Genomic DNA, 25,420 nt, shown 5'->3' on the forward strand with positions numbered 1-25,420 from the left:
GTCAGGCAATCTCCCGGATCAGCTTGTCGAGCTTGGGCGCGTCCAGCCGGGCATGAACGGCATTGCCGATCATCGCATTGGGGCCGACGCTGCACAGGCCGAGGCAATAAATGGTTTCGATCTTCACGCGCTCGCCGGCCGCGGCAACCGCGCCATCGACCAGAGCTTCGACGCCGCGTGCCTTGCAGGATTCCGCACGGCACAGCTTGAGCACCGGCGCTGCCTTGGGCTCGGCGGTGAAATCATGATAGAAGCTCACCACGCCATGCACTTCGGCGCGGCTGAGGTTGAGCGCGAGGGCGATCTGGCGCTTGGACGCCTCGTCCACGCAGCCGAACTCGGCCTGCACGTCATGGAGGATGGGGAGAAGAGGCCCTTCGCGGCGGCTATGGCTCGCGATGATCTCGTCCAGCCGATCGGCTTTGGCGTCTCTCATGCGCGCGGGTCTCCCAAGTCTTCTTTCGTTGCTGAAATTCGTTTGTGTTACTGCCTATTTTTTGCGCGGCTGGCAAGCGCAAACCGCTGGATCGCGTTGTTGCGAGAGGCTTGCAAAAGGCGGCGTGCACGCATGGCCCGCGCGCTGGTCAGACTGGTGATGTGACGATCATGCGGGCCCGATCACGCGGCCGCTTTCAGTCCCGCCAGCCAGTCGCCGAGCATTGCGCGTCCGGCGGAGACGGCCCGAGGTCCGAGCCGATCATGGGCGGCGCGCAGGCTGTCGTTGCAGCCGCCGGATTCCGCCGCCGCCTCCGGCCATTCCTCCATCCATTGATAGAAGCGCGCATCCTCGCCCATTTCGGCATGGAATTGTAGGGCAAGTACATGTTGTCCCCGCCGGAAGGCCTGATGCGTATAGCGGTCGCTGGACGCAAGCAGTTGGGTGCCTTCCGGCAGGGTGAACGTGTCGCCGTGCCAGTGCAGAACCGGCACGTCGACAAGATGAGAGAGCGGGCCGGTGCGGCCGGCATCGTTGACCTTGACCGAATGAAAGCCGACCTCCTTGACCGGGCCGGGATAAACCTTCGCGCCGAGCGCCGCCGCGATCATCTGCGCGCCGAAGCACACGCCGAGCGTGGGGCGGTCGGCCGCCAGCCGCAGCGCCAGGCGGCGCAGCTGGCAGGCGATCCACGGATAGCGATCCTGCTCATACACCCCCATCGGCCCGCCCATCATGATGAGCAGATCGGGTTCTCGCAGGTCGAGCGTGGCGAAGGCGGGGTCGGTCACATCGATCCGGTGGATCGCATAGCCGGCCGCTTCCACCGGCTCCCGATATCCCGCCATGCCCTCATGGGGGACGTGCCGAATCACAAGCGCGCGCTTCATCGTTAATGGCCTCTCGAAATGAGCGTCAGAGGCCGAGGCGCGACCAGAAGTCACTGGCACTGGCGAGGGGCGGCGAGTCGTGCGGGGCCGCAGGCGCCAGCCGCCAGCTGGGGTGCGGAAGCGGCGTCAGCGCGCGGCCGGCTCGCCGGGCATGATTACGGTTACGGCGGGGAATGGAACGGATAGCCATATCGTTTCTCCAGTACGGAGCACGAAGCCGGCGTTGTCGCGTGGGATTCGTGCGCTTTAGCGGTTGGTGACGCGGAGCAAGCTGACAAACATCAAAAGCCGCGTTCCGGGCTGGAGGCGGCAGCGCCGCCCGTCATTCCGGACAAAAGGGGTTTAAGCCGGAAGGTGCGGCACCGGCAATCAAGCGATCTTTGCAAGGGTGATAGTTTAGCTCGGCCGGCTACGCGGCCGTCCGCGTGTCAAAGCACGCCGAACGTCCAGCCTTCCGTCCGCGCCAGTTCCGGCGTCAGCGTCTGTGGTGCCCACAGGGCCGGCTCGCCGTGCACCAGCCGCAGCCAGGCCGCGCTGAGCAGCGCGTCGGTCGCATGGTCGCTATAGCGACCCGTGAACGGCACATGCGGCCCGCTGGCGAGACGCGCGAGGCAGGCATCCAACTCGGCCTCGCGAACCTTGGTTTGGCCCTTGCGCTTGCCGGCGGCGAGCGCGGCAAGGCTGGTGTAAATTTCCACGATCAGACTGCCTGAGCCTGGGTCGGCGTCGAACGGCCAGACCGGCACGTCCGCCTGGATACGGTGCAGCACCCTCATCCCGGTCAGGCTGGATTTGCCGACCTGCGCGGCACCGACGAGATTGAGGTTGCTGCAGGGATTGAGGCCCTGTGCCTGCTGGGCCAGCTCCGTCTGGCGCAGCCGCCCGCGTCCGCCACCGAACAGATCGCCCTCCCGGCCCCCGTGGCGCCGGAAATGCCGCGCGGCCTCCGGGTGATCGACAAAGGCGCCGGCCCCCAGATGCGGCTCGTCGGCGCAGATGTCCTCGACCAAGGCCCAGAGCTGGCGGGCGTTGGGTGGAGTGCGATCCCAGCCCGGGAAGAAGGCGCCCTTGTCGGCGAAGGGCAGGGACGGGCCGAGATCAAGGCCGACCAACGTCTCGCGCGGCATGTCTTTGCGCATCCAGTCGAGAACATCTTGGCGCGACCAGATATGGCCGGGGCGGACCAGGGCGGGGCCAGCGTCGCCATCTGCGTCGCAGATGGCGACGGCAATGCCCGGCTGTCGCGGCCCCTGTGCGCCCGACCAGTCGATTGCGGCGAAATGGCGGAAGCGGCTCACGGGTGGCGGGCGGGATCAGTCACCGCGTAAGTCGCGCCGACGCTCATCCCACCAGGCGATGCGCTCGGCGATCCGCTTCTCGAACCCGCGCTCGGTAGGAGCGTAGAAGGTCTGCGGCGCCATCTCCTCGGGCCAGTAATTGTCGCCTGAGAAGCCGCCTTCCACATCATGATCGTAGCTATAGCCCTTGCCATAGCCGATCTCCTTCATGAGCTTGGTCGGCGCATTGAGGATGTTCGCGGGCGGCATCAGCGATCCGGTTTGTTTGGCGCTGGCAAAGGCCGCTTTTTGCGCCTTGTAGGCGGCGTTGGATTTGGGCGCGGTCGCGAGATACAGGCAGGCTTGCACGATCGCCAGTTCGCCCTCGGGCGAGCCGAGGAACTCGTATGCATCCTTGGCGGCGAGGCATTGGGTGAGCGCCTGTGGGTCGGCCAGGCCGACATCTTCGCTGGCGAAGCGCACCAGCCGGCGCAGGACGTAAAGCGGTTCCTCTCCGGCAACCAGCATCCGCGCGAGATAATAGAGCGCGGCCTGCGGATCGGAGCCGCGCAGCGCCTTGTGGAGCGCGGAAATCAGATTGTAATGCCCGTCGCGATCCTTGTCATAGACGGGCATCCGGCGGTGAAGAAGGGCCGCAAGGCCCGCCGGATCCAGCGGCTCGGTGAGGCCGATGCCCTGCAGCGTCTCCACCTGATTGAGCAGGAAGCGGCCATCACCATCAGCCGAAGCCACGAGCGCGGCGCGGGCATCGTCGGTCAACGGCAGCGGCGCGCCGGTCAGAGCTTCCGCACGGGAGATCAATGTATCGAGCGCGGTCTCGTCCAGCCGGCGCAGGATGAGCACCTGCGCGCGGCTGAGCAGCGCCGCGTTGAGAGCAAAGCTCGGATTTTCGGTGGTGGCGCCGACCAGCGTGACGGTGCCATCCTCGACATAAGGCAGAAAGCCATCCTGCTGTGCGCGATTGAAGCGATGGATTTCATCCACGAACAGAAGCGTGCGTTGCCCGGCGCGGGCGGCATCGCGCGCGGCCGCAAAGGCAGCTTTGAGGTCCGCCACGCCGGAAAAGACCGCGGAGATCGGCGCAAAGCGCATGTCCACCGCTTCGGCCAGCAGTCGCGCCAGCGTGGTCTTGCCGGTGCCCGGCGGTCCCCACAGGATCATTGAGGAGAGCCGTCCCGCCGCGACCATGCGCCCGATGGCGCCGTCAGCACCGGTGAGGTGGTCTTGCCCGACCACGTCATCGAGCGTGCGCGGGCGCAGACGGTCGGCCAGCGGCGCATCCGCGCGAGGCTCGGCAGGGCTGGAGGCGGCGGCAAGGCCGCCGAAGAGATCAGACATGCGGACTCATATAGGTCGGCCCGTCACCGGTTGCACGGGCCAGCTTGCATCGCATTGCGGGCCATTCGCGGGCACGCTCAAAAAAATTGCAAAAGGACCTTGTGGAAATCAGTCTAAGATATATCTTAGATCAATCTGAATTTTGGAAGGATTGAATCTTTGATGTTTGACATACGCACACATGGACGGCGCGGCCCGCATGGGCACCGTCACGCGCTCAAGGCCATGATGGGCCGGGGCGGTCGTTTCGGCGGCGGCTGGGGCGGCGCAGAGTGGGACGGGCAGGGCGGCCATGGCGGTCCGCGCGGCGGCCGTCGCGGACGCGGACGCCTGTTCGATGGCGGCGAGTTGCGACTCGTGCTGCTCAAATTGATCGGCGAGGGGCCGCGCCACGGCTATGACCTCATCCGTGCGATCGAGGAGCTGACCGGCGGCGCTTATGCGCCCAGCCCCGGCGTCGTTTATCCCACGCTCACCCTGCTGGCGGAAATGGACCTCATCGCCGACAGCGAGAGCGAAGGCGCGCGCAAGCTGTACGCGATTACCCCCGCAGGAGAGGCTCATCTTGCCGAGAAGGCCGAAGAAATCGGCGGCCTGATGGACCGGCTCGCCGGCCTCGGCGCCGAGCAGCATCGATCCAACAGTGGCCCGGTCCGCCGCGCCATGGGCAATCTCAAAACGGCTCTGATGGGCCGGCTGCGCGAAGGCGAGACCACAGACGATCTGCCGCACGAGATCGCCGCGATCCTTGATGAGGCAGCGCGGAAGATCGAGCGGTTGTAAGACTGCACAGCATAATTCCAATCGCTCCACCGCCGGACGGTGGAGCCACCAACAGAAAGACAATCTCATGAACAGCGCAACAGCCAGGGTGCCCACGCAGAGCGGCAGCCGCTACCTCCAGCAACTGTGCAAGCACTGGTCGCACAACCTCAAGGTGGAATTCACACCCGAGCGCGGCACGATCGTGTTTCCGCGCGATGCGCGCGGCGCCGATTGGCCTGCCGACGCTCTGGTGACGATGGTCGCGCAACCCGACACGCTCGACGTGACCATCGACGCCAGCAGCCCGGAGCATCTCGAAGGGCTCAAAAACACGGTCGCCCGCCATCTCGATCGCTTCGCGTTCCGCGAGGCGCCGCTCAGCTTTCCCTGGTCCTGAGGGTTTGAACCGGCGCGATCAGTCCGCCGGTTCTGTTTTCAGTTCTGCAAGAGCGGCTGCGATCTGCGCCGTGCCATAAGGCTTGGTGACGATCGGCACGGCGTGGAAGCGCGAGGAATCCAAGCCGCTGCCATAGCCTGTTGCAAAGACGAACGGGATGCCGCGCTCGGCCAGTGCCCTGGCGACCGGCTCGCTGGTCTCCGCGCCCAAATTATAATCGAGCATGGCGACGTCGAGCGGGACGGTCGCACAGGCGCGCAAGGCGGCGGTGACGCTGGAGGCGACCTCGACCTTCTCGGCGCCGAGTTCCATCAACGCGTCCTGCCCGTCGAGTGCGATGATGAGGCTGTCTTCCACCAGCAGCACGCGCTGCCCGGCTAGCGGCAGCTTCGCCGGCTCGCGCAGATCGGCAGACGCGCCGTCCGTCGCGTCGATCCGGTCCTCCGGCGCGACGCCGGCCACGAAGCGGGAGGGAATGCAGAAATGCGCCTTCACACCGCTCAGTCGGTAGTGAATCTTCGCATCGCCCCCCAGATCGTGCGGGACAGTCTTTTCGATCACCGTCGACCCAAAGCCGCGGCGCGAGGGCGGGGTGACCGCTGGCCCGCCGAGTTCGGACCAGTCGATCAACAGGCTGCCATCCTCGTCCTGCTGCCAGCTGATCAGCACCGTGCCGCTATCGGAGAGCGCACCATATTTGGCGGCATTGGTCATGAGCTCGTGGAAGACCAGCGAGAGCACGGTGAAGGCAACCGGCTGTAGCAGGATGTTGGAGCCTTTGGTCTCCACATTGGTGCGCTTGTCGCGCAGGAAGGCATTGGCCTCGATGTCGATAAGATCCCGCAACCGCGCCGGACCCCAGCGATCGCGCGTCACTTGATCGTGCGCACGGGCGAGCGCCTGCAGGCGATCATCCAGATTGCGGGTGAAATCCTCGACGCTGGCGGCCCCGTCGCGGGTCTGCGACACGAGTCCGCGGATGAGCGAGAGGATATTGCGCACGCGGTGATTGAGCTCGGCGATCAGCAGCTCCTGCCGCTCCTGCGCCCGCTGCCGCTCCTCGCCAGCGCTCTCGGAAAGGCGGATGAGCACTTCCAGCATGCCGACCCGCAGCGCTTCGGCAACGCGGCGCTCGACCGTGGTAAACGGCAGGCTGCGGCCCTTCACCAGTTGCGACCAGCTTTCGAAGCTCTTGCGCGGGGTGAGCCGGTCGCCATTGGGCCCGAGCTCGACCGGCTTCTCCGGGTTGCCGCCCCAGCGCACCGAGCGCATCTGTTCGCTGCGGAAGAAGACCACATAGTCACGCGGCTTGCGTGACAGCGGGATGGCGATGAGGCCGGCGGCGACATCCGCATAGGCAGTCGCCTCGGGCAGGACGGATGAAATGCAGTCCGTCGCGAAGACCTCGCCGTGCGAAAGCTGATTGAGGATGGAGACGAGGCTTATGAACTGCTCGCGCGAGGGCGTCAGCCCGCTGAGCGAGACGGAGCCATCGACATAAGCCCCGACGCCGTCGGCAGGAATGGTATCGAACACGACCTCGCCGAGCCAGTCCGCGTCTCGCAGCAGGTTCCCATCCTGCGCGATGGAGGCCATCAAGCGATCGGTGGCGCCGCGTGCGCGCGACTCATAGCCGGCATTCTCGCTGCGTTCCCGGCTCTCGAGCATCAGCGAGAAGATCTGGCCGAACAGTTCGGCGGCCGTACGCATGGCGAGGCCAGGCAGGCGCGGCTGATAATGGTGGCAGGCGAAGAGCCCCCAGAGCTTGCCTTCGACGATGATCGAGATCGACAGCGATGCGCTGACGCCCATGTTGCGCAGATACTCGACATGGATGGGCGAAACCGCGCGGAGCAGGCAGAGCGACTGGTCGAGGACCGCGCCGCTGGGATCGGTCTGCGGCACGATCGGCACCGGCTCTGCATTCACATCAGCGATGATGCGGAACGGATTGCGCACATAGAGCTGGCGCGCTTGTGCCGGAATATCCGACGCGGGGTAATGCAGGCCAAGGAAGCTGTCGACGCCAGCGCTCAGGGCCTCGGCAACGACCTCGCCCGAGCCCTCGGCATCGAAGCGATAGACCATCACGCGATCGAAACCGGTGATCGCCTTCACCTGCCGGGCGCTCTCGCGAATGAAGGAGGTGAGCGTGTCGGCCTGGGCGAGGCGCGACATGAGCGTGCGGACCAGCGTCGCCGCTTCGCCTGGATCTTCGAGCGCGGGCTCGCATTCGATGACGATGCTGTTGCCCGAGAAATGCACGGCGACATCGTAGAGCTTGCCATCATCGAACAGCGGCTGCGAGAATAGGCGCTCCACGGAATCATTGCCGCGCAGCATCGAAATCCGGTTGCGGATGTCATGCTGAGCAGCGGGCGTGATGAGATCGGTGAGCTTGGAACCTAGCAGCGCATCCGCCGATTTGCCCGTGAACGCGGCGATATTGTCCGAGACGCGCCCGATCATCCAATCAGCGCTGACCGCGATCAGGAAACCGAACGGCTGTATCGTCCCGAGAATATGGATCGGTTCGCGGTCGCAATTGGTGAGATCGACCCGAAAGCCGGCAGGATCATTGGCCAAGTCTGGCTCCCATCGCGATGGCGCAATTTCGGTAAAGGGCGAAGGTCCGGGTCGCTGCTGCGCGGGTTTCGCGCTGCCAGACGGGGCCGTGAGTCAGGGCCTGATCTTCCAGAGCGGCGATGAAGGCACGCCACGAGCCTTGGGGATGCACGGCACTCAGATAATCACGCGGAAGATCGTCGGGCACCCGGCGCGCGAGCATCGCGCCGCCAAGGCGGGAGCCTTCCGTCACATAGGCAGCACCCCAATGAGCCGCCGTGCTCGGGGCCCATGTCAGCGGCTCGGCCTCGGGAACGGCCTGGCCCAAGGCGTTCAAGTCGGCTGTAAGGGCCTGTACGCGCGCGGCCGTGTCGATACTCGGCGAGGCTGAGCGCAGCCAGCGCTCGAGCGGCACCAGCGCCGCTGCATGGGCTGACAGAAAACGGCCGTAACTCGCACGGCTCGTCAGATCGAACTGGCTGAACAGGCTGTCGACTTCGTCGTGGTCAGCACGCGTCTCTTTCTTCAGGACTTGATGGAAGGCCACTGGCTGAGCCGCGGCTGTTGTCGGGATTTCCGCCACGCCGGGATCAGTATAGAAAGACATTGCCGTGAATTTACAGCGCGTGCCGGCAATATACAACGCGTGATCTTGCGAGCCGCGGCGAAAGGAATGGCGCAATTCGGGGCAGGGGCGGCCTTTGTCTCATCGGACACATAACGCGCCGAGGGATGAACGGTTGCAGACCGTCACACTCAGTCTTCGTCGCCGTGTGATCAGCCGGCGCGGCGTTTCGCCAAGCCGCAATATGTTTCAATCATTGCGGCGTTCACCTGATCCCATTTGTAATCCTGCACCCGCAGATGCCCGGCTTGCCCCGCCGCTGCGCGCAAGGCGGGATCTTCGATGAGACGCTGGATGGCGTCGGCATAAGCCTGCACGTCGCGCGGCGGAACTAGGAAGCCGGTCTCACCGTCCGCGACCAGATCAATCGCGCCTGTGGCGCGGGCAGCGACCACCGGCACGCCCGCCGCCATGGCTTCGGTTGTCACATTGCCAAAAGTCTCGGTGACCGAGGGCATGAAGAAGATATCCATGCAGGCGGCCGCCCGACCGAGGTCATCGCCGCCCTGAAAACCCGCAAACACCGCCTCCGGCACCCGCTCCGCAAACCACTGGCGCGCGGGTCCTTCACCGATCACCAGCACCCGGTGGCGAACGCCGCGCGCCTTGAGCGCCGCGATCACATCGGCAAAGACGCCGAGGCCCTTTTCCAGAACAAGCCGCCCAAGGAACCCGACGGCGATCTCGTCATCGGCGATGCCGAGCGAGCGCCGCCAGCCATTGTCCCGCCGCTGCGGGTTGAACCGGGCATGATCGATGCCGCGCGACCAGATACCGATGGGCGTCGTCACGCCCCATTCGCGCAGCAGCGTCGCCATGCTGCCGCTTGGCACCATCACCTGATCGACGCGATTGTAGAAGCGCGTCTGCAAGCGGACCAGCAGCGGCTCAATAAAGCCAAGGCCATAATAGCGCGGATAGGTTTCAAAGCGGGTGTGCAGGGAGGCGACACAGGGAATGCCCTCCCGCCGCGCCCAACTCGATGCGCGATGCCCCAGAATGTCCGGCGCTGAGACGTGGACGATATTGGGGGCGTAAGCCGCAAGGTCCGCCCGAGTCTGCGCTGAAAGCCCCTTGGCGAGCCGATATTCGCCCCGGCCGCCCGGCATGGACCAGCTCGGCACCGACACCAGCTCGCCAGCCGGCTCGAACGCCGGCGGATCGATGGTGGGCGAATAGACACGCACGCTGGCGCCGCTCGCGAGCGCAGAGGCCATCAGATTGTTGAGAGCCTGATTGGCGCCATCGCGGACGTAATTATAGTTGCCGCTGAACAGGGCAATGCGGAGGTCGCTGGGGAGCATCGAGGCCCTATAGCGAGGCGGGCCGCGGGGTCAAAGTGCCGCCGCACGATCGGCAGGAACTTGTCCGTCCGTTGTTGCACTGGCGCGACTCATCGGTGTCGTGCCATGACAGGACATGGACGAACCCTTGCTTTCCCTTTCCGTCGATGCGCTGCTGGTCGGCGCGCCCGCGTTGCTGGCGCCGGGCGTGATGAGCGCCATGGGCAAACGCGCGGTGCGCGGGCCTGTCCGGATCGGCTGGCTGGGGCTGGAGGGCGATAGCGTCGCCGACCCCCTTCGTCATGGCGGGCATGACAAGGCTGTCCACCTCTTGCCGCATGAGCATTATGCCTGGTGGCGCGGCGTGCTCGACGATCATCCGCTGCTCGACGGGCCGGGCGCGTTTGGTGAGAATATTTCGACGCGTGGTGCCACCGAAGCCAATCTGTGCTTGGGAGACCGGTTCGCGCTGGGCAGCGCTGTGCTGGAGATCAGCCACGGCCGCCAGCCCTGCGCCAAGCTCAACGCGCGCTTCGGCCGCAAAGATGTGCTGGGTCAGGCCATCGCGAGCGGCCATTGCGGTCTCTATCTGCGCGTGATCGAGCAGGGTGAGGCCAAGGCGGGCGATGCGATGATCCTGCTGGAGCGCCCCTTGGAAGACTGGCCGATTGCGCGGGTGTTCAACCTGCTGATCGCAGGCGGACATAAGGCCGATCCGGCGGGCGTCGCACAATTGGCCGAGACCCGCGTCCTCGCCGACGCGTGGCGGGTGCGGGCGGAAAAGCTGGCGCGCTGAGCTACGCGTTGGAGCGCACGCCTGATTCATGCTGGCTGTGCGAGCGGCCATTGGGCGCACGCATCGAATGGCATCATCCCGTGCCCAAGGCCAAGGGCGGCCGGGAGACGGTGCCGCTGCATCCGATCTGCCATCGCGCGATCCACGCGCACTCCAGCAATGGCCAGCTGGCGCGCATGGGGCGCGATCAGGCGGCGTTGCGAGGTGATCCCGGGCTCGCCGCCTTTCTGCGCTGGGTCGCCGGCAAGCCGGCGGACTTCCACGGGCCCACGCGCAAGCCGCGCCGTTAAGGGCGGGGCCTGCACCGGCTCAGCGCATCGCCTTGACGTCCTCGGCGGTGATCGCGTCCTCATAATGATTGCCGAAATGCGTGCGGACATAGTTCACCACATTGGCGACCTGCTGGTCCGTCATCATCTCGCCGACCGGCGGCATGCCGTTCAGCCCCTTGAGCGTCACCAGCATGGGATAGCCACTGGCGGCGAGATTGGGGTTGTTGGCGAGCGCGGGATATTTGCCCGCGCCCGTTGCGCCAGCTGCGTCCGGCATGTGGCAGGCGGCACAGACCCGGCGGTACATTTTTTCGCCGTCGGGTTCGCTGAACCGCCCCGGCATCACGAACGCCCCGTCGGCATCGCCTTGCTGGGCGACCAGAGCGGCGGGATCGCCCTGGCGTGGCTGGGCAGCATCCTGCGCGAGTGCGACGGAAACCGAGCCGGTGAGAATGCCGGCGGCGAGGCCAAAGGCCAATGTGCTGATCTTCATGATATTAGCTCGCGGTGACACGTTGATGGAGCCGCGTGATCGCATCGATGGCGGAGGTGATACCGCCTTCCTGCCATCCGCCGATATAGGAGGTATGCTCGCCCGCCAGGACGATCCGCCCGTCGAATTCGCACATATTCCGGTAGTGCTCGGCGCGCGCTTCCTCCGTCCACTGCCCGAAGCAGCCGAGCACCCAGGGAACCCGGTGCCAGCCGACGGCCACGCCGTTCATGAACTCGGCCTTATATTGCGGATGGATCTGCGCGCCCCATTCGAGCGCGCGCTTGACGCGCTCTTCCGGCGGCAGCGCGGTCAGTTCGAACCCTGTCGAGCCGCCGGTATAAGCGCCCAGAAGCACGCCCGGGCCGCTGGCGCCATAATTGCTGCTGGGGTAGCTGATCTGCGAGATCGGCAGATCCGTGGTGGTGATGCCGCCATAGATCTGGTCGTCCTGCTCCCAGAAGCGCCGCTTGAACTCCAGCCCGACCTTGACGCTGGTCGAGTAGGGCACGGCACGGATGGCGCCGGCCAGCTTGGGGCCGACATTCATGTCGATCTGCGCGAGGATAGGCAGCGGGATCGTGCAGATGCACCAGTCAGCCTTGGCCTGCGCGGCGGCACCGGACTTGGTGTCGACATAATCGACCGTGACGCCTTTCGCGCCCTGCTTGATCGCGGTGACCTTGCTGTTGAGGCGAACCAGATGGCCGACCGCCCGCTCAAAGCCCTTGGCGACCATTTCCATGCCGCCAACCGGCTGGAAGATGGCGAACTCATGATCCCAGGTGAGGTTGCCCCCAATCGAGCGCCACAGGCGTGAGCGGAGCACCGTTTCGGCGGTCATCGGCTCGGAGGGGATGGGCTCGGCAGTCAGGCCGCCGCCTGGCTGCTTCTCCCAGCCACGGCGGTTGCTGGACTCGCGGCCCTTTACATAGCGCATATCCTTGTCGAGCGCGCCCCAGCTCCGCAGGGATTCCAGCAGGATGTCGCCATCCTCCTTGCTGAGCGTATCCGCCAGGGCATTCTTGTTGACCGCCTTGGCGAGCAATTCGCTGACATGGCCGTAGAAATCGGCCTGCACATGCCGGTAGCGCTGCGGGGCCCCGCCGAACGCCTTGGTCGAGTGAACATAGGCGTTATAGTTGACCTGCATGAACGGCTCGAGGGCCACGCCCAGTTCGCGGCAATAATGCATGATGCCATGGTGGTGCCATGGAATGCGCCACGGGCCGGGATTGATGTAGTTGCCGGGCGCGAAGTCGCACTTCTGCGTCGCGCCGCCGAGTTCAGTGTAGGTATCGCCGCCCTTGAGCGTCCAGGAGCGGCCGCCCACGCGGTCGTTATACTCCAGCACCTGAACCTTGTAGCCGGCGCGGCTGAGTTCCAGCGCGGCGGTCATCCCCGCGACGCCGGCGCCCAGAATGAGCACGCTCGCGCCCTTGGCGCCGCCCTCCAGCTTGATCGGTCCCTTGAACGTCGAGGCCTGAGCCTGGCCGAGGCTCGACATCGCCATGTACATCGCCGATGCGCCCGCCGTGGTTCCAATGAGCGCCAGCAGATCACGCTTGCTCATGCGCAGCGCGTTAGTGTCTGTCATATGTGGTTATATCCCATGTCACCCCTTTGCGTGAGGGAGCCATGGTGGGCGAACCGGGCCTTGACCCGACTCGCACCAACCTGTGCAGCACCTCGTCGCGAAGCCAGTGATCGGCCTGCGGCACGCTGCTGTTGATACGAGGTTTTGCGTATTTGCGGTGGGACGCGGCTCGGGCAAAGGGCCGAATTTACGCCGGAGTCGGGGGCGATGAGCGCCGTGTCGCTCAGACACTCCTGCAGTGGAGTCGGGAAGTTTGAAGCGAGACTTAGCCCCTGCTTTTCAGAGGAGGGGTTGGGGTGGTGCAGCAACCTCGCGGTTATTCACCGATAGAGCGATGCTGCGCATCGCCACCACCCCCTGGCCCCTCCTCTGAAGAGGAGGGGAGTATGTCGTCTGCCGCCTAAAGCGTCGCCTCGATTTCGCGCGCCGCCATATCAGGCTCGGGCGACTGGGTGATCGGGCGGCCAATGACCAGCAGCGAGGCGCCGGCATCCACCGCTTCACGCGGCGTGACCGCGCGCTTCTGGTCGCCCTTGCTGGCGCCGCTCGGGCGCACGCCGGGTACGACAAAGAAGCCGGCAGGCCACAGCTTGCGCGCGCGGGCGACCTCATTGCCGGAGCAGACGATGCCGTCGAGACCGGCCTCCTTCGCGAGCAGCGTCAGCCGCTCGACCTGTTCCTGCGTCCCGCCGTGAACGCCGGTTTCCTCCAGATCGGTCTGGTCAAGGCTCGTGAGCGTCGTCACGGCGACGACCTTGGTGTGAACCCCGGCCGCAGCCTTGGCATCTTCCAGCATCGCCCGTCCGCCAGAGGCATGGACGGTGAGGATCGACGGTTCGAGCGCGTGCAGGGCCTGAACCGCCTTGGCGACCGTGTTCGGAATGTCGTGAAGCTTCAGATCGAGAAAGATCGGCAGGCCGAACTTGCGCATCTCATGCACGCCATGGTGACCGTTGGCGCAGAAAAATTCCAGCCCCAGCTTGATGCCGCCGACATGGTTGCGGACCTTCTGAACCAGCTCCTGCGCATGGGGCAGGGAGGGCGTGTCGATGGCGATATAGATGATGCTGGTCATGGAGTGTCGGTTCTGCCTGCCGGTTTGAGATCGTCGTCCACCCGCACATCGATCGTGCGAACGGGCTGTGCGGGATCGAATCCCGCTGGGGTGATGTGATCGGGCGTGGCGGTTGGCGTGGGGTGGTCCTGGGTATGAACCACCGGTGCCGTCGCCGCCGGTGCGGAAGCCGCGAGGGCGCGCTCGGCGCTGTCGAGCCGCCGGCGCATCCGATATTTGGTCGCCTTATGCAGCGCCCAGAACGGCAGCGAACCGGCGAGAAACGCGACGATCACGAGAACAGGCAGCTTGGTTTCAAGCTGGAGACCGCCCCACAGATTAATCATCACGGGGGTCCAGTTGGCGAAGCTGAAAATGACGATGATGATCGCCAGTACGACCCAGAAGGCTGTCCGGAGGAACTGCATGGCTTGTCTTCCTCTGCTTGGTCCGTAGAGCCTGACCATAAGCGCGCCGTGCCGGCTTGCCTAGGGGCGCGTTTCAACGCCTCTCTGCGGACATGGGAGCTTCCGGAACGGGCGTGTCAGCCAGCGGTTCCGAACACCCGAGTGAAGATCGTGTCGACATGCTTCAGATGATAGTCGAGGTCGAACAGTGCCTCGAGCTGTGGACCGGAGAGATGCGCGGAAACGGCCGGGTCGGCCTTGAGCAGATCGAGCAGCGAATGCGCACCATCCGACTGCCACACCTGCATGGCGTTGCGCTGGACCATCGCATAGCTGTCCTCGCGGCTCACGCCAGCCTGGGTGAGGGCGAGCAGCACGCGCTGCGAGTGGATGAGGCCGCCCATCCGGTTCATGTTCTTCATCATCCGCTCGGGGTAGACGAGCAGCTTGTCGATCACGCCGGTGAGCCGACCGAGGGCGAAGTCGAGCGTGATCGTGGCGTCCGGGCCGATGAAGCGCTCGACCGAGGAGTGGGAGATGTCCCGCTCATGCCACAGCGCGACATTCTCGAGCGCGGGCAGGGCATAAGCGCGCACCATGCGGGCCAGGCCGGTCAGATTCTCGGTGAGCACCGGGTTGCGCTTGTGCGGCATCGCCGACGAGCCCTTCTGGCCCGGCGAGAAATATTCCTCGGCTTCCAGCACCTCGGTGCGCTGCAAATGGCGCACTTCGACGGAGAGCCGCTCAATGGAGCCCGCGATCACGGCCAGCGTCGAGAAGAACATGGCGTGGCGATCGCGCGGGATAACCTGCGTACTGACCGGCTCCACCGTGAGGCCGAGCTTGGCCGCGACATGCTCTTCCACCTTGGGATCGATATTGGCGAAGGTGCCGACCGCGCCGGAGATGGCGCAGGTGGCGACGTCTTCTCGGGCCGCGATCAGGCGCGCCTTGCAACGGGAGAACTCGGCATAGGCTTCCGCCATCTTGAGACCGAAGGTGACCGGCTCGGCGTGGATGCCGTGACTGCGACCAATGGTCGGGGTCAGCTTGTGCTCGAACGCGCGACGCTTGATTGCCTCCAGCAGCGCATCGAGATCGGCGATCAGCAGATCGGCCGCGCGGGCAAGTTGCACATTGAGGCAGGTGTCCAGCACGTCCGAGCTGGTCATGCCCTGGTGCATGAAGCGGGCTTCATCGCCGACCTGCTCGGCCACCCAGGTGAGGAAGGCGATCACGTCATGCTTGGTGACAGCCTCGATGGCATCGATGGCGGGCACGTCGATGGAGGGATTGGTTGCCCACCAGTCCCACAGCGCCTTGGCGGCGCTTTTGGGTACCACGCCCAGCTCGGCCAGCGCTTCGGTCGCGTGAGCCTCGATCTCGAACCAGATGCGGAAGCGCGCTTCCGGCTCCCAGATCGCGGTCATTTGCGGGCGGGCGTAACGAGGCACCATGAGGCGGGTTCCTGATGAGACAAATTGGAGACGGCCTGCCCCTAGCAGGCTGCGGCGAAACGGGCAAATCACCCGGGTGAGGGCGGCGGTTATGACTCAAGGTGCTGAGATATAGCGATAAAAATCAATGCTGTCCGTGGTGGGTGGTCGCGGCGAAATGAAACGAATCGTCCGCAGATGGGTGCGCGTCGACCGATTGATCAGAGCCTCATCCGCGTGCCGCAACCTCAGATCAGTCCCATGGCCCGCATCGAACGGTGACCTTCGGTCGCGATAATGACATGATCGTGGACGGTCACGCCGAGGGGCTTGAGCGCGGCGATGACGTCGCGAGTCATGAGGATGTCCTGCCGGCTCGGCTCGGGCAGGCCGCTGGGATGATTGTGCACGAGGATGACGCCCGCAGAGCCGAACTCCAGTGCGCGCCGGGCAACTTGCCGGGCGTAGATGGCAGCTTCATCCACCGAGCCGTCCCCCATATGATCGTCAAGCAGCAGGATGTTGCGGGCGTTGAGATGAAGCACGCGCACGCGCTCGATCGAGAGATGGGCCATGTCGGCGCGCAAATAATCGAGCAGGGCCTGCCATGATGCCAGCACCGGCCGCTCCGCCACCTCGTTGCGGAGCATCCGCAGGGCGGCGGCCTGTGTCGCCTTGAGCGCGGCGGTCGTGGTCTCGCCCATGCCGTCGACCTGCATCAGCGTGGCCCAATCGGCGCTGAGCACGGCGCCCAACGAGCCGAAGCGGGCGATCAGGGCCTTTGCCAGCGGCTTGGTATCCCGGCGCGGCAGGGCGAGCGCGAGCAGATATTCGATCAGTTCATGGTCGAGCAGCCCATCTGGTCCGGACGCGAGTCGCTGCCGCAGGCGGGCGCGGTGGCCAACGCCATCATGACTCGTCTCGCTCTTGCCCCGGGATCGCCCTTCGCCCATGAACATTGTAGCTAAGCGCGAGCCGGCAGAGCGGCAAGCGGGAATGACGGGGATAAACGTCTGACCGAGTGGGTCGAAGAGGATGACGAGCTGGAGGCGGGTGCAGCAGAGCGGCTGCACCGGCGCCGTCAACGTGTGCGCTGGATTGCCGGCGGGAGCGCGACGGCGCTGCTGCTGGTCGCGGGCGGCCTCTGGCTGGCGCGCGAGCCGATTGCCGACAGCTTCATCGCGCGGGAACTGGCCAAGCGGGGCGTACAGGGCCGATATGAGATCACGCGGATCGGTCCGCAGCACCAGCGGCTGGACAATCTCGTCATTGGCGACCCGAAATCGCCCGATCTCACGGTCCGCTTCATCGAGCTCGAACTCGCCTGGGGCCTGACCGGGCCTTATATCGATCGGCTCGAGGCCAGCGGCGTTCGGCTGCGCGGGCGGATTGCCGATGGGGCGCTGGACTTGGGTCAGGTCAGTCGCCTGCTGGAAGGTGGCACAGGCGATCCCAAGCTGCCCGACTGGACGGCGGTGATCGAGGACGCACAGGCGCGGATCGTCACCGACAACGGCACGGTCGAGCTGGGGCTGGATGGCAGCGGGCCGTTATCGTCCGGGTTCAATGGTCAGCTCAACCTCGCGAGCCCGGCGCTTACCTTTGGCGATTGCAGGCTGCGGGCGCTGCGGGCGCCAGTGGACGTGGCGACCGAGAATGGCGAAATTCACCTCAAGGGCCCCGCGCACGTCAGCGGCGTTGGATGCGAGGCGGCGAAGCTCAGGCTGACGGCCCCCACGCTCGATCTCAACATCCGCACAAACCTGGCCCTTGAACCCTTGGGCGGTGCGGTGAGCCTTGCCGCGCCATTGGCCGAGCAGGGGGACGGGCGGGGCAAGCGCGAGTTCAAGGAACTGTCCGGGCTCATCACCTTTAAAGGCGAAGGCGATACCCTGCGGGGGAGCGCTTCGCTTGCCGCCGTCAGCGCGCTTGTCGACGGCCTTGAAAGTGACGCGGCGAAGCTGGGCGGCAATTTCGCGGTGCAGCTCGATTCCCGCAATCGCGCTCTGGCGTGGCAAGGCACCGGGACCATCGAGAATGCCCGGCCGGCTCGCGGGATCAATCTCGCGCGCCTCGCTTCGGCGGCCGATGGCAGTCCGCTGGAACCGATCGCGAACAAGCTGGCGCGCGCTGTCGAGGCAATAGGCCGGCGCAATCACATCGAGTTGGCGGGCCAGGTCAATATGCTCGGCGCGCAAGGTAATGCCCGGCTTGACCGCTTCGCGCTGCGCTCGGCGAGCGGCGCGCGGATCGAGAATTGGGAAGGCAGCGCGGTGCGCATCGACTGGCCGGGCGGCCTGCGCGCGTCGGGACGGCTGGATATCGCCGGTGGCGATCTGCCGGAGGGGCGCATCGAGTTCGCCACGCAGGAGCAAGGCGGTGTGCGCGGCACCGCCACATTGAGGCCTTATGATGCCAACGGGGCGCGGCTGGCGCTGGCCCCGCTGCGCTTTGCCATGGATGGCGCGGGGCGCGGCAGCGTGCAGACCCAGGTGACGCTGGACGGTCCCTTGCCGGGCGGTGCAGTCAAGGGCCTGCAGATGCCGCTGGATGCTCGCATCGGGGCAGGCGGGGCGGTTAGTCTATCAAGGACTTGCGTGCCATTGCGCTGGGCGTCGCTCAGCATGTCCGGCCTCGTGCTCGATCCTGCGGCGTTACAGGTTTGCGGGCTGGGGGAGGGCGCGGCCGCGATCCGCGATGTGGCATTGCGCGGCCGGCTGGGCGACAATCCCTTCGCATTTGATGCCAGCGCAGCGCGTTACGGCCTCACCACCGGCCGCTTCGAAATCCAGCAGCCGAACGTGCGCATTGGCGCGGCCGAAGCCCCGGTCCGGCTCGCTGCCGATCGCCTGACGGGCGGACGTGGGTCGGCGGGTGGCCTCGCCGGGACGATTTCGGCAGGCCGGGGCCGGATCGGCTCTGTGCCGCTCGATCTCACCGCCATGGAAGGGCAATGGCAGTTCGCCGACGGACGTCTGGCGGTCGATGGCAATCTGCGCGTCGCGGATACGCAAGCCGATCGGCGCTTCAATCCGCTGGCCGGCGAGCAGGTGCACCTGACCCTGGCCGACAATCGCATCGAGGCGACCGGTGTGCTCGTGCATCCGGAACGAAAGGCCAAGGTCGCCAATGTGGTAATCCGGCACGACCTCAGCCGTGGCGCAGGTCGCGCCGATCTGACGGTGAAAGACTTGCGCTTCGGCAATGCGCTTCAGCCGGACGATCTCACGCCGCTCTCGCTGGGCGTGGTGGCCAATGTCGTCGGAATGGTGAACGGCGCCGGCCAGATCCGCTGGACGGGCGACAAGGTGACCAGCGACGGGACATTCTCGACCGAGAACATGGCTTTCGCGGCCGCCTTCGGCCCGGTCGCCGGCTTGTCGACGACGATCCGCTTCACGGACCTGCTTGGCCTGCGCACCGAACCCGGCCAGGTGGTGACGGTGGAGAGCGTCAACCCGGGCATCGAGGTGCGCGACGGCACCATTCGCTATCAACTGCTCTCGAGCGAGGTGGCGGAGATCGAGGGCGGGCGCTGGCCGTTCTCCGGCGGCATGCTGGAACTGATGCCCGCCCCCCTCGCGCTGGATTCGCGCCAGCCGCGGAATCTCACCTTCCGCGTCGTCGGGCTGGATGCGGGCGCCTTTATCAACACGCTGGAGCTGGAGAACATCTCCGCGACGGGCACCTTCGATGGTCTGCTGCCGATGGTGTTCGACAAGGATGGCGGGCGGATCGTCGGTGGCCTGCTGGTTGCGCGGCAAGAGGGCGACGAGCCACGCTACCTCACCAGCACGCAAGGCCTGACGATCCCATGCGATCCAGAGCGCCGGGCCGGACGCCTTTCTTACGTGGGTGAGGTGTCCAACGCGCAGCTCAATGCAATGGCGCGGTTGGCCTTCGACGCGCTCAAGAATTTAGGCTATCGCTGCCTCGCGATCCGGCTTGATGGCGCCATCGATGGCGAGTTCGTCACGCAGGTGAGCATCAACGGGGTCAATCAGGGCACGGAAGAAACACGCCGCAGCTTCCTGGCGCGGCCGTTCCTTGGCCTGCCCTTCCTGTTCAATGTGCGGATCGAGGCGCCCTTCCGGGGGCTGCTCAACACTGCGACCGGGCTTGCCGATCCGACCAAGCTCATCAATGGCAGTCTGGGCGACCAGTTTGTGCCTGTCGGCAGCGGGGCGTCCACGCGGGGTTCCGGGGTGGCCGTTCAGCCGGCGGACAGCGACAAGAGGATAGAAGGGGACAAGAAATGAGGCACCGACGATGGATATCGCGCGCAACGCGACTGGGCTTGGGGCTGACGCTTGCCGGAGCGGCAGGCGGCTGCATTCAGGTGCGCGCGCCCGAAAAGCCGATCGAGATCAATCTCAACGTGAAGATTCAGCAGGAAGTGGTCGTGCGCCTTCAGCAGGACGCCAAGGACCTCATCGAGAACAATCCGGAGCTTTTCCCGAAATGACATATATGCACAGCATTCGCGCCGCAGCGCTTGCGGCAGTTTTCGGTCTCGGCGTCGTCGGAGCGGCTCCGGCCGTCGCGCAGGACGCCGTAGTGAGCGCCGCCAAGTCGGCCGGCACGGTCGGCGAGCAGTCGGATGGCTATCTGGGCGTCAACGGCTCGGTGAGCAGCGATGTGCGCGCCGCCGTGGATGCGCTCAACATCAAGCGCCGCGCGGCCTATACCGATCTGGCGGCCAAGCGTGGCGTGACCGTGCAGGACATGGCGGCCGTGACCGGTTGTCAGACGCTGGCCGGGCGCGTCTCGGAAGGGCAGATCTACCGGATCGGCAGTGGTCCATGGCAGACCAAAGGCGCCGGGCCGATTGCGCTGCCGGATTATTGCGCCACCGCCACACGCTGAGCGATTCGCGCCACTGAGGGCCTAATTTTCCTCGAAAATCCGCCTGATCCCTCCGGCGCGGTCAGCAGTGTTGACTTGCACGCCAACGCTTTCTACACGGGCCGCGCCTTGACGGGGGCGGCTCAGGCACGTCATGCAGCGCTGGTTTTTACGTCTCTTGGCGTGAACGGGAGTTGGCACGATGACAGAGACCGAACCTGGGCGAGACCCGATTGCCGAAGATGAACGCATCAAGTCGCTCAGCGAGCGGTTGGAACGTGCCGAGGCAGTCGAAAAGGTCAGGACCGGAGCGGACCGGGAAGTTGGCGGCGATAAGAATTATCGCCTCGGCAACCGGGTTCTTGCGGAGCTGATCGGCGGTCTTGTCGGCGGCGCGCTGATTGGATGGGTCCTGGACCGGTTCATCGGCACATCGCCCTGGCTCCTGCTGGTTTTCCTCTTTCTGGGGATCATCGTAGCCTTCAGGAACATTTGGAAGATTTCGATGAAGCGTCCTGAGAAGTAAGGGCGCTTTCGTCATAATCGCAGACGGCTTTTTGGGAATCAGACGTGGCAGAACCCGGCAAGATCGATCCTATGCACCAGTTCGCCATCGAGCCGCTGTTCGGTACCGAACAGTGGAGCCTCGGTGGTTACAACATTGCGTTCACCAACAGCGCGCTGTGGATGGTGATCACGGTCGTCGTTCTGTGGGGCTTCATGCTGCTCGGCATGAAGCGCGATCTGGTGCCGGGGCGCTGGCAGGCGGCTGTAGAGTCGATGACCGGCTTCATCGCGAAGCTGACCGATGACAATATCGGCAAGGGCGGGCGCAAATATGTGCCCTACATCTTCTCGCTGTTCATGTTCATCCTCTTCGCCAACCTGCTCGGCCTGCTGCCCATCGGCATTTTCGGCCTGCATCCCTTCACCTTTACCAGCCACTTCACGGTAACCGGCGTTCTCGCGATCCTGAGCTTTTCGATCGTGCTGATCGTCGGCTTCTGGAAGCATGGCCTCAAGTTCTTCTCGCTGTTCGTGCCGCACGGCACGCCGCTGTGGCTGATCTGGCTGATCCCCATCATCGAGTTCGTCTCGTTCATGGTGCGCCCCTTCTCGCTGGGCCTGCGACTGTTCGTCGCGATGATCGCCGGTCACATTCTGCTCAAGGTGCTTGCTGGCTTCGTGATCAACGCTTCGGCTGCCGGCGTGGCGCCCGGCCTTGGCGTCGGCATCCCAAGCTTTGCCCTGATGGTCGGCATCTCCGCGCTGGAGATCCTGGTCGCTGGCATCCAGGCCTATGTTTTCGCACTGCTGACGTCGCTGTACATTCACGACGCTGAGCATCTGCACTGAGTTTCAATCAACGACCAAATCGAGTTTCAGAAAAGGAGTTAAGTAACATGGACGCAGAAGCAGCAAAGCTGATCGGTGCCGGTCTGGCTGCTATCGGTGCCGGCGTGGCCGCGCTCGGCGTGGGTAACGTCTTCGGCTCGTTCCTTGAGAGCGCGCTGCGCAATCCGGGCGCTGCCGACGGCCAGCAGGGCCGTCTGTTCATCGGCTTCGCCGCCGCAGAGCTTCTCGGCCTGCTGGCGTTCGTCGTCGCGATGATCCTGATCTTCGTCGCCTGATCGCCCGCAAGACGACAGACGATGATGTGGAGCCGGCGGCTGCCCAATGACGGGCTGCCGCCGGACCGCGCAAACGGACAGGTGATATGCCTCAGATAGCCCAGCTCGCCGCCACCTACTCGTCGCAGATCTTCTGGGTTCTGCTGACATTCGGGTTCGTGTTTTTCGTGATCGGTCGCGGCATGGTGCCGAAGATCCAGTCCACGGTGGATGCGCGCGACAAGAAGATCGCCGACGATCTCGAAGCGGCCCGTGCGAATTCGGCCAAGGCCGATGCGCTCGAAGCCGACTGGCGGGCGAAGGAAAATGAAGCGCGTGCCGCTGCGCAGGGCCGTCTGGCCCAGGCAAAGGCCGAAGCTGCTCGCAATCGCGAGGCTGCGCTGGCCAAAACCGACGCAGCGCTCAGCGAAAAGCTGGCCGCAGCGGAAGGCGAGATCGAGGCCGGCCGCGTGAAGGCGCTGGCGCAGATCGAAACCGTTGCAGCGGACGCCGCAGCGGACATCGTGCAGAAGGTCGCCGGCACGCAGGTGTCGCCGGATGCGGCGCTCAAGGCAGTGAAGGCGGTACTCTGATATGGCAAACCAGACCATGACACAGGTTGCCGAGACAGCCCCGGCAAGCGACAACGGTTCCGGCGCCGTGCAGTTCAATCTCGAAAACGCCGACAAGGTCCAGAATCTGGACGGCGACATCCACGCGGCCACGGAAGCCGTGGGCGGCCCGGAGCACCATGTTCCGGACGCCACCGCTTTGGGGATGGACGCGACGGGCTGGGTCAGCCTCTCGATGCTCGTGTTCGTTGCGGTGCTGATTTGGAAGAAGGTGCCGGCGCTCATCGCCCGGTCGCTGGACGCCAAGATTGCGACGATCCGCAATCAACTCGACGAAGCCGCGCGGCTCCGCAAGGAAGCCGAAGCGCTCAAGGCCGAGTATGAAGGTCGGATCGCCTCCGTCGCCAAGGAAGCCGACGCGATGCGCGCGGCGGCCGAGCAGGAAGCGGCCGATCTCATCACCGCAGCCCAGGCGGAAGCTGAAGCGCTGGTCGTCCGTCGCCAGAAGATGGCGGAAGACAAGATCGCCGCAGCTGAGCGCGCGGCCATTGCCGATGTGCGCGCCAAGGCGGCTGCAGCGGCGACGGCAGCAGCCGGCGTGCTGATCCGTGAGACGCACAGTGCCGCGGCCGACAAGGGCCTCGTCGACGACGTGATCGGCAAGCTCGCGCACTGAGCGGCCCGCAGATTGATGGCTTTAGAAAGGCCGGGCCGAGCGATCGGTCCGGCCTTTCTGCATTTGAAGGGCCGTGCTTCGGCCGGTTGAGGCAGGAGGCCGTTGTCCTGTCCGCCTCTCGCCCCTAAATGGCGCGGATGACCGAGCGGCCATCGTCCCCCAATCGCTTCAACGAAGAAAAGGCGACCTCCACAATCCGTGGCAGTGAATTGCCGGACGTGGACGCTGGCGTCGCGGCGATTCGCGAAACGCTCAAGACCTTGGGCACGCGACCGGGCGTGTATCGGATGCAGGATGCGCGCGGCGACGTGCTGTATGTCGGCAAGGCGCGGGCGCTCAAGAATCGGGTCTCCAACTACACGCAGGTCGATCGCCTGCCGCGCCGTTTGCAGCGCATGGTCTCGCAGACCCGCTCGATGACGATCGTCACCACCCAGAGCGAGGCCGAGGCGCTGCTGCTGGAGGCGCAGCTCATCAAGCGCTTTCGGCCGCCGTATAATGTGCTGCTGCGCGATGACAAAAGCTTCCCATTCATCCTGCTGCGCGAGGATCACGCCTTTCCGCGCGTGCAGCTTCACCGCGGGGCGCGGCGCTACAAGGGGCAATATTACGGGCCGTTCGCCGGGGCAGGGCAGGTGCGCAAGACGCTCAACGCGCTGCAGAAGCTGTTCCTGCTGCGCAGTTGCACGGACAGCTTCTTCGCCAATCGCTCGCGGCCCTGCCTGCTGTATCAAATTCGCCGCTGCTCCGCGCCCTGCGTCGGGCGGATCAACGAGGCGGATTATGCGGCCCTGACCCAGGACGCGCAGGACTTTCTCGGCGGCAAGTCCACGGCGGTGCAGGCGCGGCTCGGTGAGGCGATGAATGCGGCGGCGGAGTCGCTCGATTACGAGATGGCTGCCGTCTACCGGGACCGGCTCAAGGCCCTGACCTTCATCCAGGGCAGCCAGGCGATCCACGCCGAGGGGCTGGGCGATGCCGATATCTTCGCGCTCGCCAGCCGCAATGGCGGCATGTGCATCCAGGCCTTCTTCATTCGCGGCGGGCAGAATTGGGGGCATCGCAGCTTCTTCCCGGTCCACACCGCCGAGGTGGGGGAGGATGAGGTGCTGATGCAGTTCATGGCGCAATTTTATGAGGATGTGCCGCCGGCGCCGCTGGTGCTGTGCGACCGCGAGCCGTCCGAAACGCTGCTGCTCGCCGAGGCGCTGAGCCAGAAGCTGGAGCGCAAGGTGCGCATCGAGGTGCCGCAGCGGGGCAGCCGCGTGAAGCTCATCAAGCAGGCCCAGCGCAATGCCGAGGAAGCGCTTGAGCGCCGTCAGGCCGAGAGTAGTGCGCAGGGCAAGATTCTCTCCGATATGGCCGAATTGCTGGGTCTGGAAGGGCCGCCCAATCGCATCGAGATTTACGATAACAGCCACATTCAGGGCACCAGTGCGCTGGGTGCCATGGTGGTGGCGGGGCCGGAGGGGTTCCGCAAGAGCGGCTATCGCAAGTTCAACATCAAGCGCCCCGAGACGGTCGCGGGCGACGATTATGGCATGATGCGCGAAGTGCTCGGCCGCCGCTTCGGCCGCGCGGCCGAGGAAGATCCCGATCGCGAATCCGGGGAATGGCCGGACCTGGTGCTGATCGATGGCGGCCGGGGCCAGCTCAACGCAGCGCGCAAGGCACTGGAAGAGATGGGCATCGAGGATGTGCCGATGGTCGGCGTCGCCAAGGGGCCGCATCATGGCCGCGAGGGGCGGGAGGTCTTCCATCTGCTGGACGGGCGGGACTTCCAGCTACCGGTCAATCATCCGGTGCTATTCTACCTGCAGCGCCTGCGCGACGAGGCCCACCGTTTTGCGATCGGCGCACACCGGCAGAAGCGGGCCAAGGCGATCACTGTCAGTTCGCTGGACGAGGTGCCGGGCATCGGTCCCGCGCGCAAAAAAGCGCTGCTCATGCATTTCGGTACCGCCCGCGCCGTGCGCAACGCCAGCCTCGAGGACCTCCAGCGCGCGCCTGGCGTTTCATCGGCGGTCGCGCAGACAGTCTATGATTATTTCCACGGCTGAGACTG

Annotated in this window: 27 protein-coding genes; 13 read left to right on the plus strand and 14 right to left on the minus strand. The window is 65.3% G+C overall.

Features of this window, described 5'->3' with window-relative positions; all coding sequences use genetic code 11:
* Position 1: 1 nt before the first annotated feature.
* The 5 genes from M2333_RS04210 to M2333_RS04230 all read right to left on the minus strand — a co-directional run bounded on the left by M2333_RS04210 (position 2) and on the right by M2333_RS04230 (position 3,962).
* Positions 2 to 436, minus strand: coding sequence for an NAD(P)H-dependent oxidoreductase subunit E (locus tag M2333_RS04210; RefSeq protein ID WP_181559896.1), 435 nt, complete (start codon positions 434 to 436; stop codon positions 2 to 4).
* A 182-nt stretch (positions 437 to 618) separates the two neighbouring features.
* A complete protein-coding gene (locus M2333_RS04215) occupies positions 619 to 1,326 on the minus strand; it encodes a glutamine amidotransferase (RefSeq protein WP_264610956.1) in 708 nt (235 codons plus the stop codon).
* A gap of 25 nt (positions 1,327 to 1,351) precedes the next feature.
* The gene (locus M2333_RS04220; protein WP_264610957.1) at positions 1,352 to 1,516 is read right to left on the minus strand and encodes a hypothetical protein; all 165 of its coding nucleotides are present in this window, start codon (positions 1,514 to 1,516) and stop codon (positions 1,352 to 1,354) included.
* A gap of 238 nt (positions 1,517 to 1,754) precedes the next feature.
* Complete coding sequence (locus tag M2333_RS04225; protein WP_264610958.1) at positions 1,755 to 2,624, minus strand: hypothetical protein; 870 nt, start codon at positions 2,622 to 2,624, stop codon at positions 1,755 to 1,757.
* 15 nt (positions 2,625 to 2,639) lie between these two features.
* Positions 2,640 to 3,962: a replication-associated recombination protein A gene (locus tag M2333_RS04230; RefSeq protein ID WP_264594358.1), complete on the minus strand. Its 1,323-nt coding sequence runs from the start codon at positions 3,960 to 3,962 to the stop codon at positions 2,640 to 2,642.
* Between the two features lie 162 nt (positions 3,963 to 4,124).
* Here M2333_RS04230 and M2333_RS04235 point away from each other — a divergent pair, with 162 nt between their 5' ends.
* Together M2333_RS04235 and M2333_RS04240 are read left to right on the plus strand one after the other, a co-directional pair.
* Positions 4,125 to 4,745 (plus strand): PadR family transcriptional regulator, encoded by a 621-nt coding sequence (locus tag M2333_RS04235; protein ID WP_413716472.1) that lies wholly within the window; start codon positions 4,125 to 4,127, stop codon positions 4,743 to 4,745.
* 67 nt (positions 4,746 to 4,812) lie between these two features.
* Positions 4,813 to 5,124, plus strand: a complete 312-nt coding sequence (locus tag M2333_RS04240) for a DUF2218 domain-containing protein (RefSeq protein ID WP_264610959.1) — start codon at positions 4,813 to 4,815, stop codon at positions 5,122 to 5,124.
* Between the two features lie 18 nt (positions 5,125 to 5,142).
* Here the strand turns inward: M2333_RS04240 and M2333_RS04245 are convergent, their stop codons facing one another.
* The 3 genes from M2333_RS04245 to M2333_RS04255 all read right to left on the minus strand — a co-directional run bounded on the left by M2333_RS04245 (position 5,143) and on the right by M2333_RS04255 (position 9,618).
* On the minus strand, positions 5,143 to 7,710 hold the full coding sequence (locus M2333_RS04245) for an HWE histidine kinase domain-containing protein (protein ID WP_264610960.1): 2,568 nt from the start codon (positions 7,708 to 7,710) through the stop codon (positions 5,143 to 5,145).
* Positions 7,700 to 8,272: a biliverdin-producing heme oxygenase gene (locus M2333_RS04250; RefSeq protein WP_264610961.1), complete on the minus strand. Its 573-nt coding sequence runs from the start codon at positions 8,270 to 8,272 to the stop codon at positions 7,700 to 7,702. Before M2333_RS04250 ends, M2333_RS04245 begins: the two co-directional genes overlap by 11 nt.
* 194 nt (positions 8,273 to 8,466) lie before the next feature.
* Positions 8,467 to 9,618 (minus strand): glycosyltransferase family 4 protein, encoded by a 1,152-nt coding sequence (locus tag M2333_RS04255; RefSeq protein ID WP_264610962.1) that lies wholly within the window; start codon positions 9,616 to 9,618, stop codon positions 8,467 to 8,469.
* Between the two features lie 115 nt (positions 9,619 to 9,733).
* Between M2333_RS04255 and M2333_RS04260 the strand changes: the two genes are divergently transcribed.
* A complete protein-coding gene (locus M2333_RS04260; protein WP_264610963.1) occupies positions 9,734 to 10,393 on the plus strand; it encodes an MOSC domain-containing protein in 660 nt (219 codons plus the stop codon).
* An 8-nt stretch (positions 10,394 to 10,401) separates the two neighbouring features.
* Positions 10,402 to 10,683, plus strand: coding sequence for an HNH endonuclease (locus M2333_RS04265; protein ID WP_264610964.1), 282 nt, complete (start codon positions 10,402 to 10,404; stop codon positions 10,681 to 10,683).
* A 19-nt stretch (positions 10,684 to 10,702) separates the two neighbouring features.
* On the opposite strand, the gene M2333_RS04270 is transcribed toward M2333_RS04265, so the two are convergent.
* The 6 genes from M2333_RS04270 to radC all read right to left on the minus strand — a co-directional run bounded on the left by M2333_RS04270 (position 10,703) and on the right by radC (position 16,605).
* Entirely contained in the window at positions 10,703 to 11,158 is a 456-nt protein-coding gene (locus M2333_RS04270; RefSeq protein ID WP_181559886.1) for a c-type cytochrome, read from the minus strand.
* 4 nt (positions 11,159 to 11,162) lie between these two features.
* Complete coding sequence (locus M2333_RS04275; protein ID WP_264585209.1) at positions 11,163 to 12,755, minus strand: NAD(P)/FAD-dependent oxidoreductase; 1,593 nt, start codon at positions 12,753 to 12,755, stop codon at positions 11,163 to 11,165.
* A 400-nt stretch (positions 12,756 to 13,155) separates the two neighbouring features.
* Entirely contained in the window at positions 13,156 to 13,830 is a 675-nt protein-coding gene (gene pyrF / locus M2333_RS04280) for an orotidine-5'-phosphate decarboxylase (protein WP_264575651.1), read from the minus strand.
* A complete protein-coding gene (locus tag M2333_RS04285; protein ID WP_264587331.1) occupies positions 13,827 to 14,237 on the minus strand; it encodes a hypothetical protein in 411 nt (136 codons plus the stop codon). The genes pyrF and M2333_RS04285 overlap by 4 nt, the downstream gene beginning before the upstream one ends.
* A 116-nt stretch (positions 14,238 to 14,353) precedes the next feature.
* Entirely contained in the window at positions 14,354 to 15,673 is a 1,320-nt protein-coding gene (gene purB, locus M2333_RS04290; RefSeq protein ID WP_264570581.1) for an adenylosuccinate lyase, read from the minus strand.
* 227 nt (positions 15,674 to 15,900) lie between these two features.
* Positions 15,901 to 16,605: a RadC family protein gene (radC, locus tag M2333_RS04295; protein ID WP_264612563.1), complete on the minus strand. Its 705-nt coding sequence runs from the start codon at positions 16,603 to 16,605 to the stop codon at positions 15,901 to 15,903.
* A 135-nt stretch (positions 16,606 to 16,740) separates the two neighbouring features.
* Between radC and M2333_RS04300 the strand changes: the two genes are divergently transcribed.
* From M2333_RS04300 to uvrC, 9 genes are all read left to right on the plus strand, one after another.
* Positions 16,741 to 19,911: a YdbH domain-containing protein gene (locus M2333_RS04300; RefSeq protein WP_264610965.1), complete on the plus strand. Its 3,171-nt coding sequence runs from the start codon at positions 16,741 to 16,743 to the stop codon at positions 19,909 to 19,911.
* Positions 19,908 to 20,117: a YnbE family lipoprotein gene (locus tag M2333_RS04305; RefSeq protein ID WP_264610966.1), complete on the plus strand. Its 210-nt coding sequence runs from the start codon at positions 19,908 to 19,910 to the stop codon at positions 20,115 to 20,117. The genes M2333_RS04300 and M2333_RS04305 overlap by 4 nt, the downstream gene beginning before the upstream one ends.
* Before the next feature lie 5 nt (positions 20,118 to 20,122).
* On the plus strand, positions 20,123 to 20,518 hold the full coding sequence (locus M2333_RS04310) for a YdbL family protein (protein ID WP_413716473.1): 396 nt from the start codon (positions 20,123 to 20,125) through the stop codon (positions 20,516 to 20,518).
* 181 nt (positions 20,519 to 20,699) lie between these two features.
* Positions 20,700 to 21,023 (plus strand): AtpZ/AtpI family protein, encoded by a 324-nt coding sequence (locus M2333_RS04315; protein WP_181559878.1) that lies wholly within the window; start codon positions 20,700 to 20,702, stop codon positions 21,021 to 21,023.
* Between the two features lie 44 nt (positions 21,024 to 21,067).
* Complete coding sequence (locus M2333_RS04320; RefSeq protein ID WP_181559877.1) at positions 21,068 to 21,853, plus strand: F0F1 ATP synthase subunit A; 786 nt, start codon at positions 21,068 to 21,070, stop codon at positions 21,851 to 21,853.
* Between the two features lie 47 nt (positions 21,854 to 21,900).
* Positions 21,901 to 22,128, plus strand: a complete 228-nt coding sequence (locus tag M2333_RS04325; RefSeq protein ID WP_014076610.1) for a F0F1 ATP synthase subunit C — start codon at positions 21,901 to 21,903, stop codon at positions 22,126 to 22,128.
* An 86-nt stretch (positions 22,129 to 22,214) separates the two neighbouring features.
* Positions 22,215 to 22,700 carry an ATPase gene (locus tag M2333_RS04330; RefSeq protein WP_181559876.1) on the plus strand — a complete coding sequence of 162 codons (486 nt, stop codon included), beginning with the start codon at positions 22,215 to 22,217 and terminating at the stop codon, positions 22,698 to 22,700.
* 1 nt (position 22,701) lies between these two features.
* On the plus strand, positions 22,702 to 23,355 hold the full coding sequence (locus M2333_RS04335; protein WP_264575657.1) for a F0F1 ATP synthase subunit B: 654 nt from the start codon (positions 22,702 to 22,704) through the stop codon (positions 23,353 to 23,355).
* Positions 23,356 to 23,492: 137 nt separating this feature from the next.
* A complete protein-coding gene (uvrC, locus tag M2333_RS04340; RefSeq protein ID WP_264610968.1) occupies positions 23,493 to 25,415 on the plus strand; it encodes an excinuclease ABC subunit UvrC in 1,923 nt (640 codons plus the stop codon).
* Positions 25,416 to 25,420: the final 5 nt, after the last annotated feature.

The sequence above is a fragment of the Sphingobium sp. B11D3B genome (assembly GCF_025961735.1).
Taxonomy (GTDB): domain Bacteria; phylum Pseudomonadota; class Alphaproteobacteria; order Sphingomonadales; family Sphingomonadaceae; genus Sphingobium.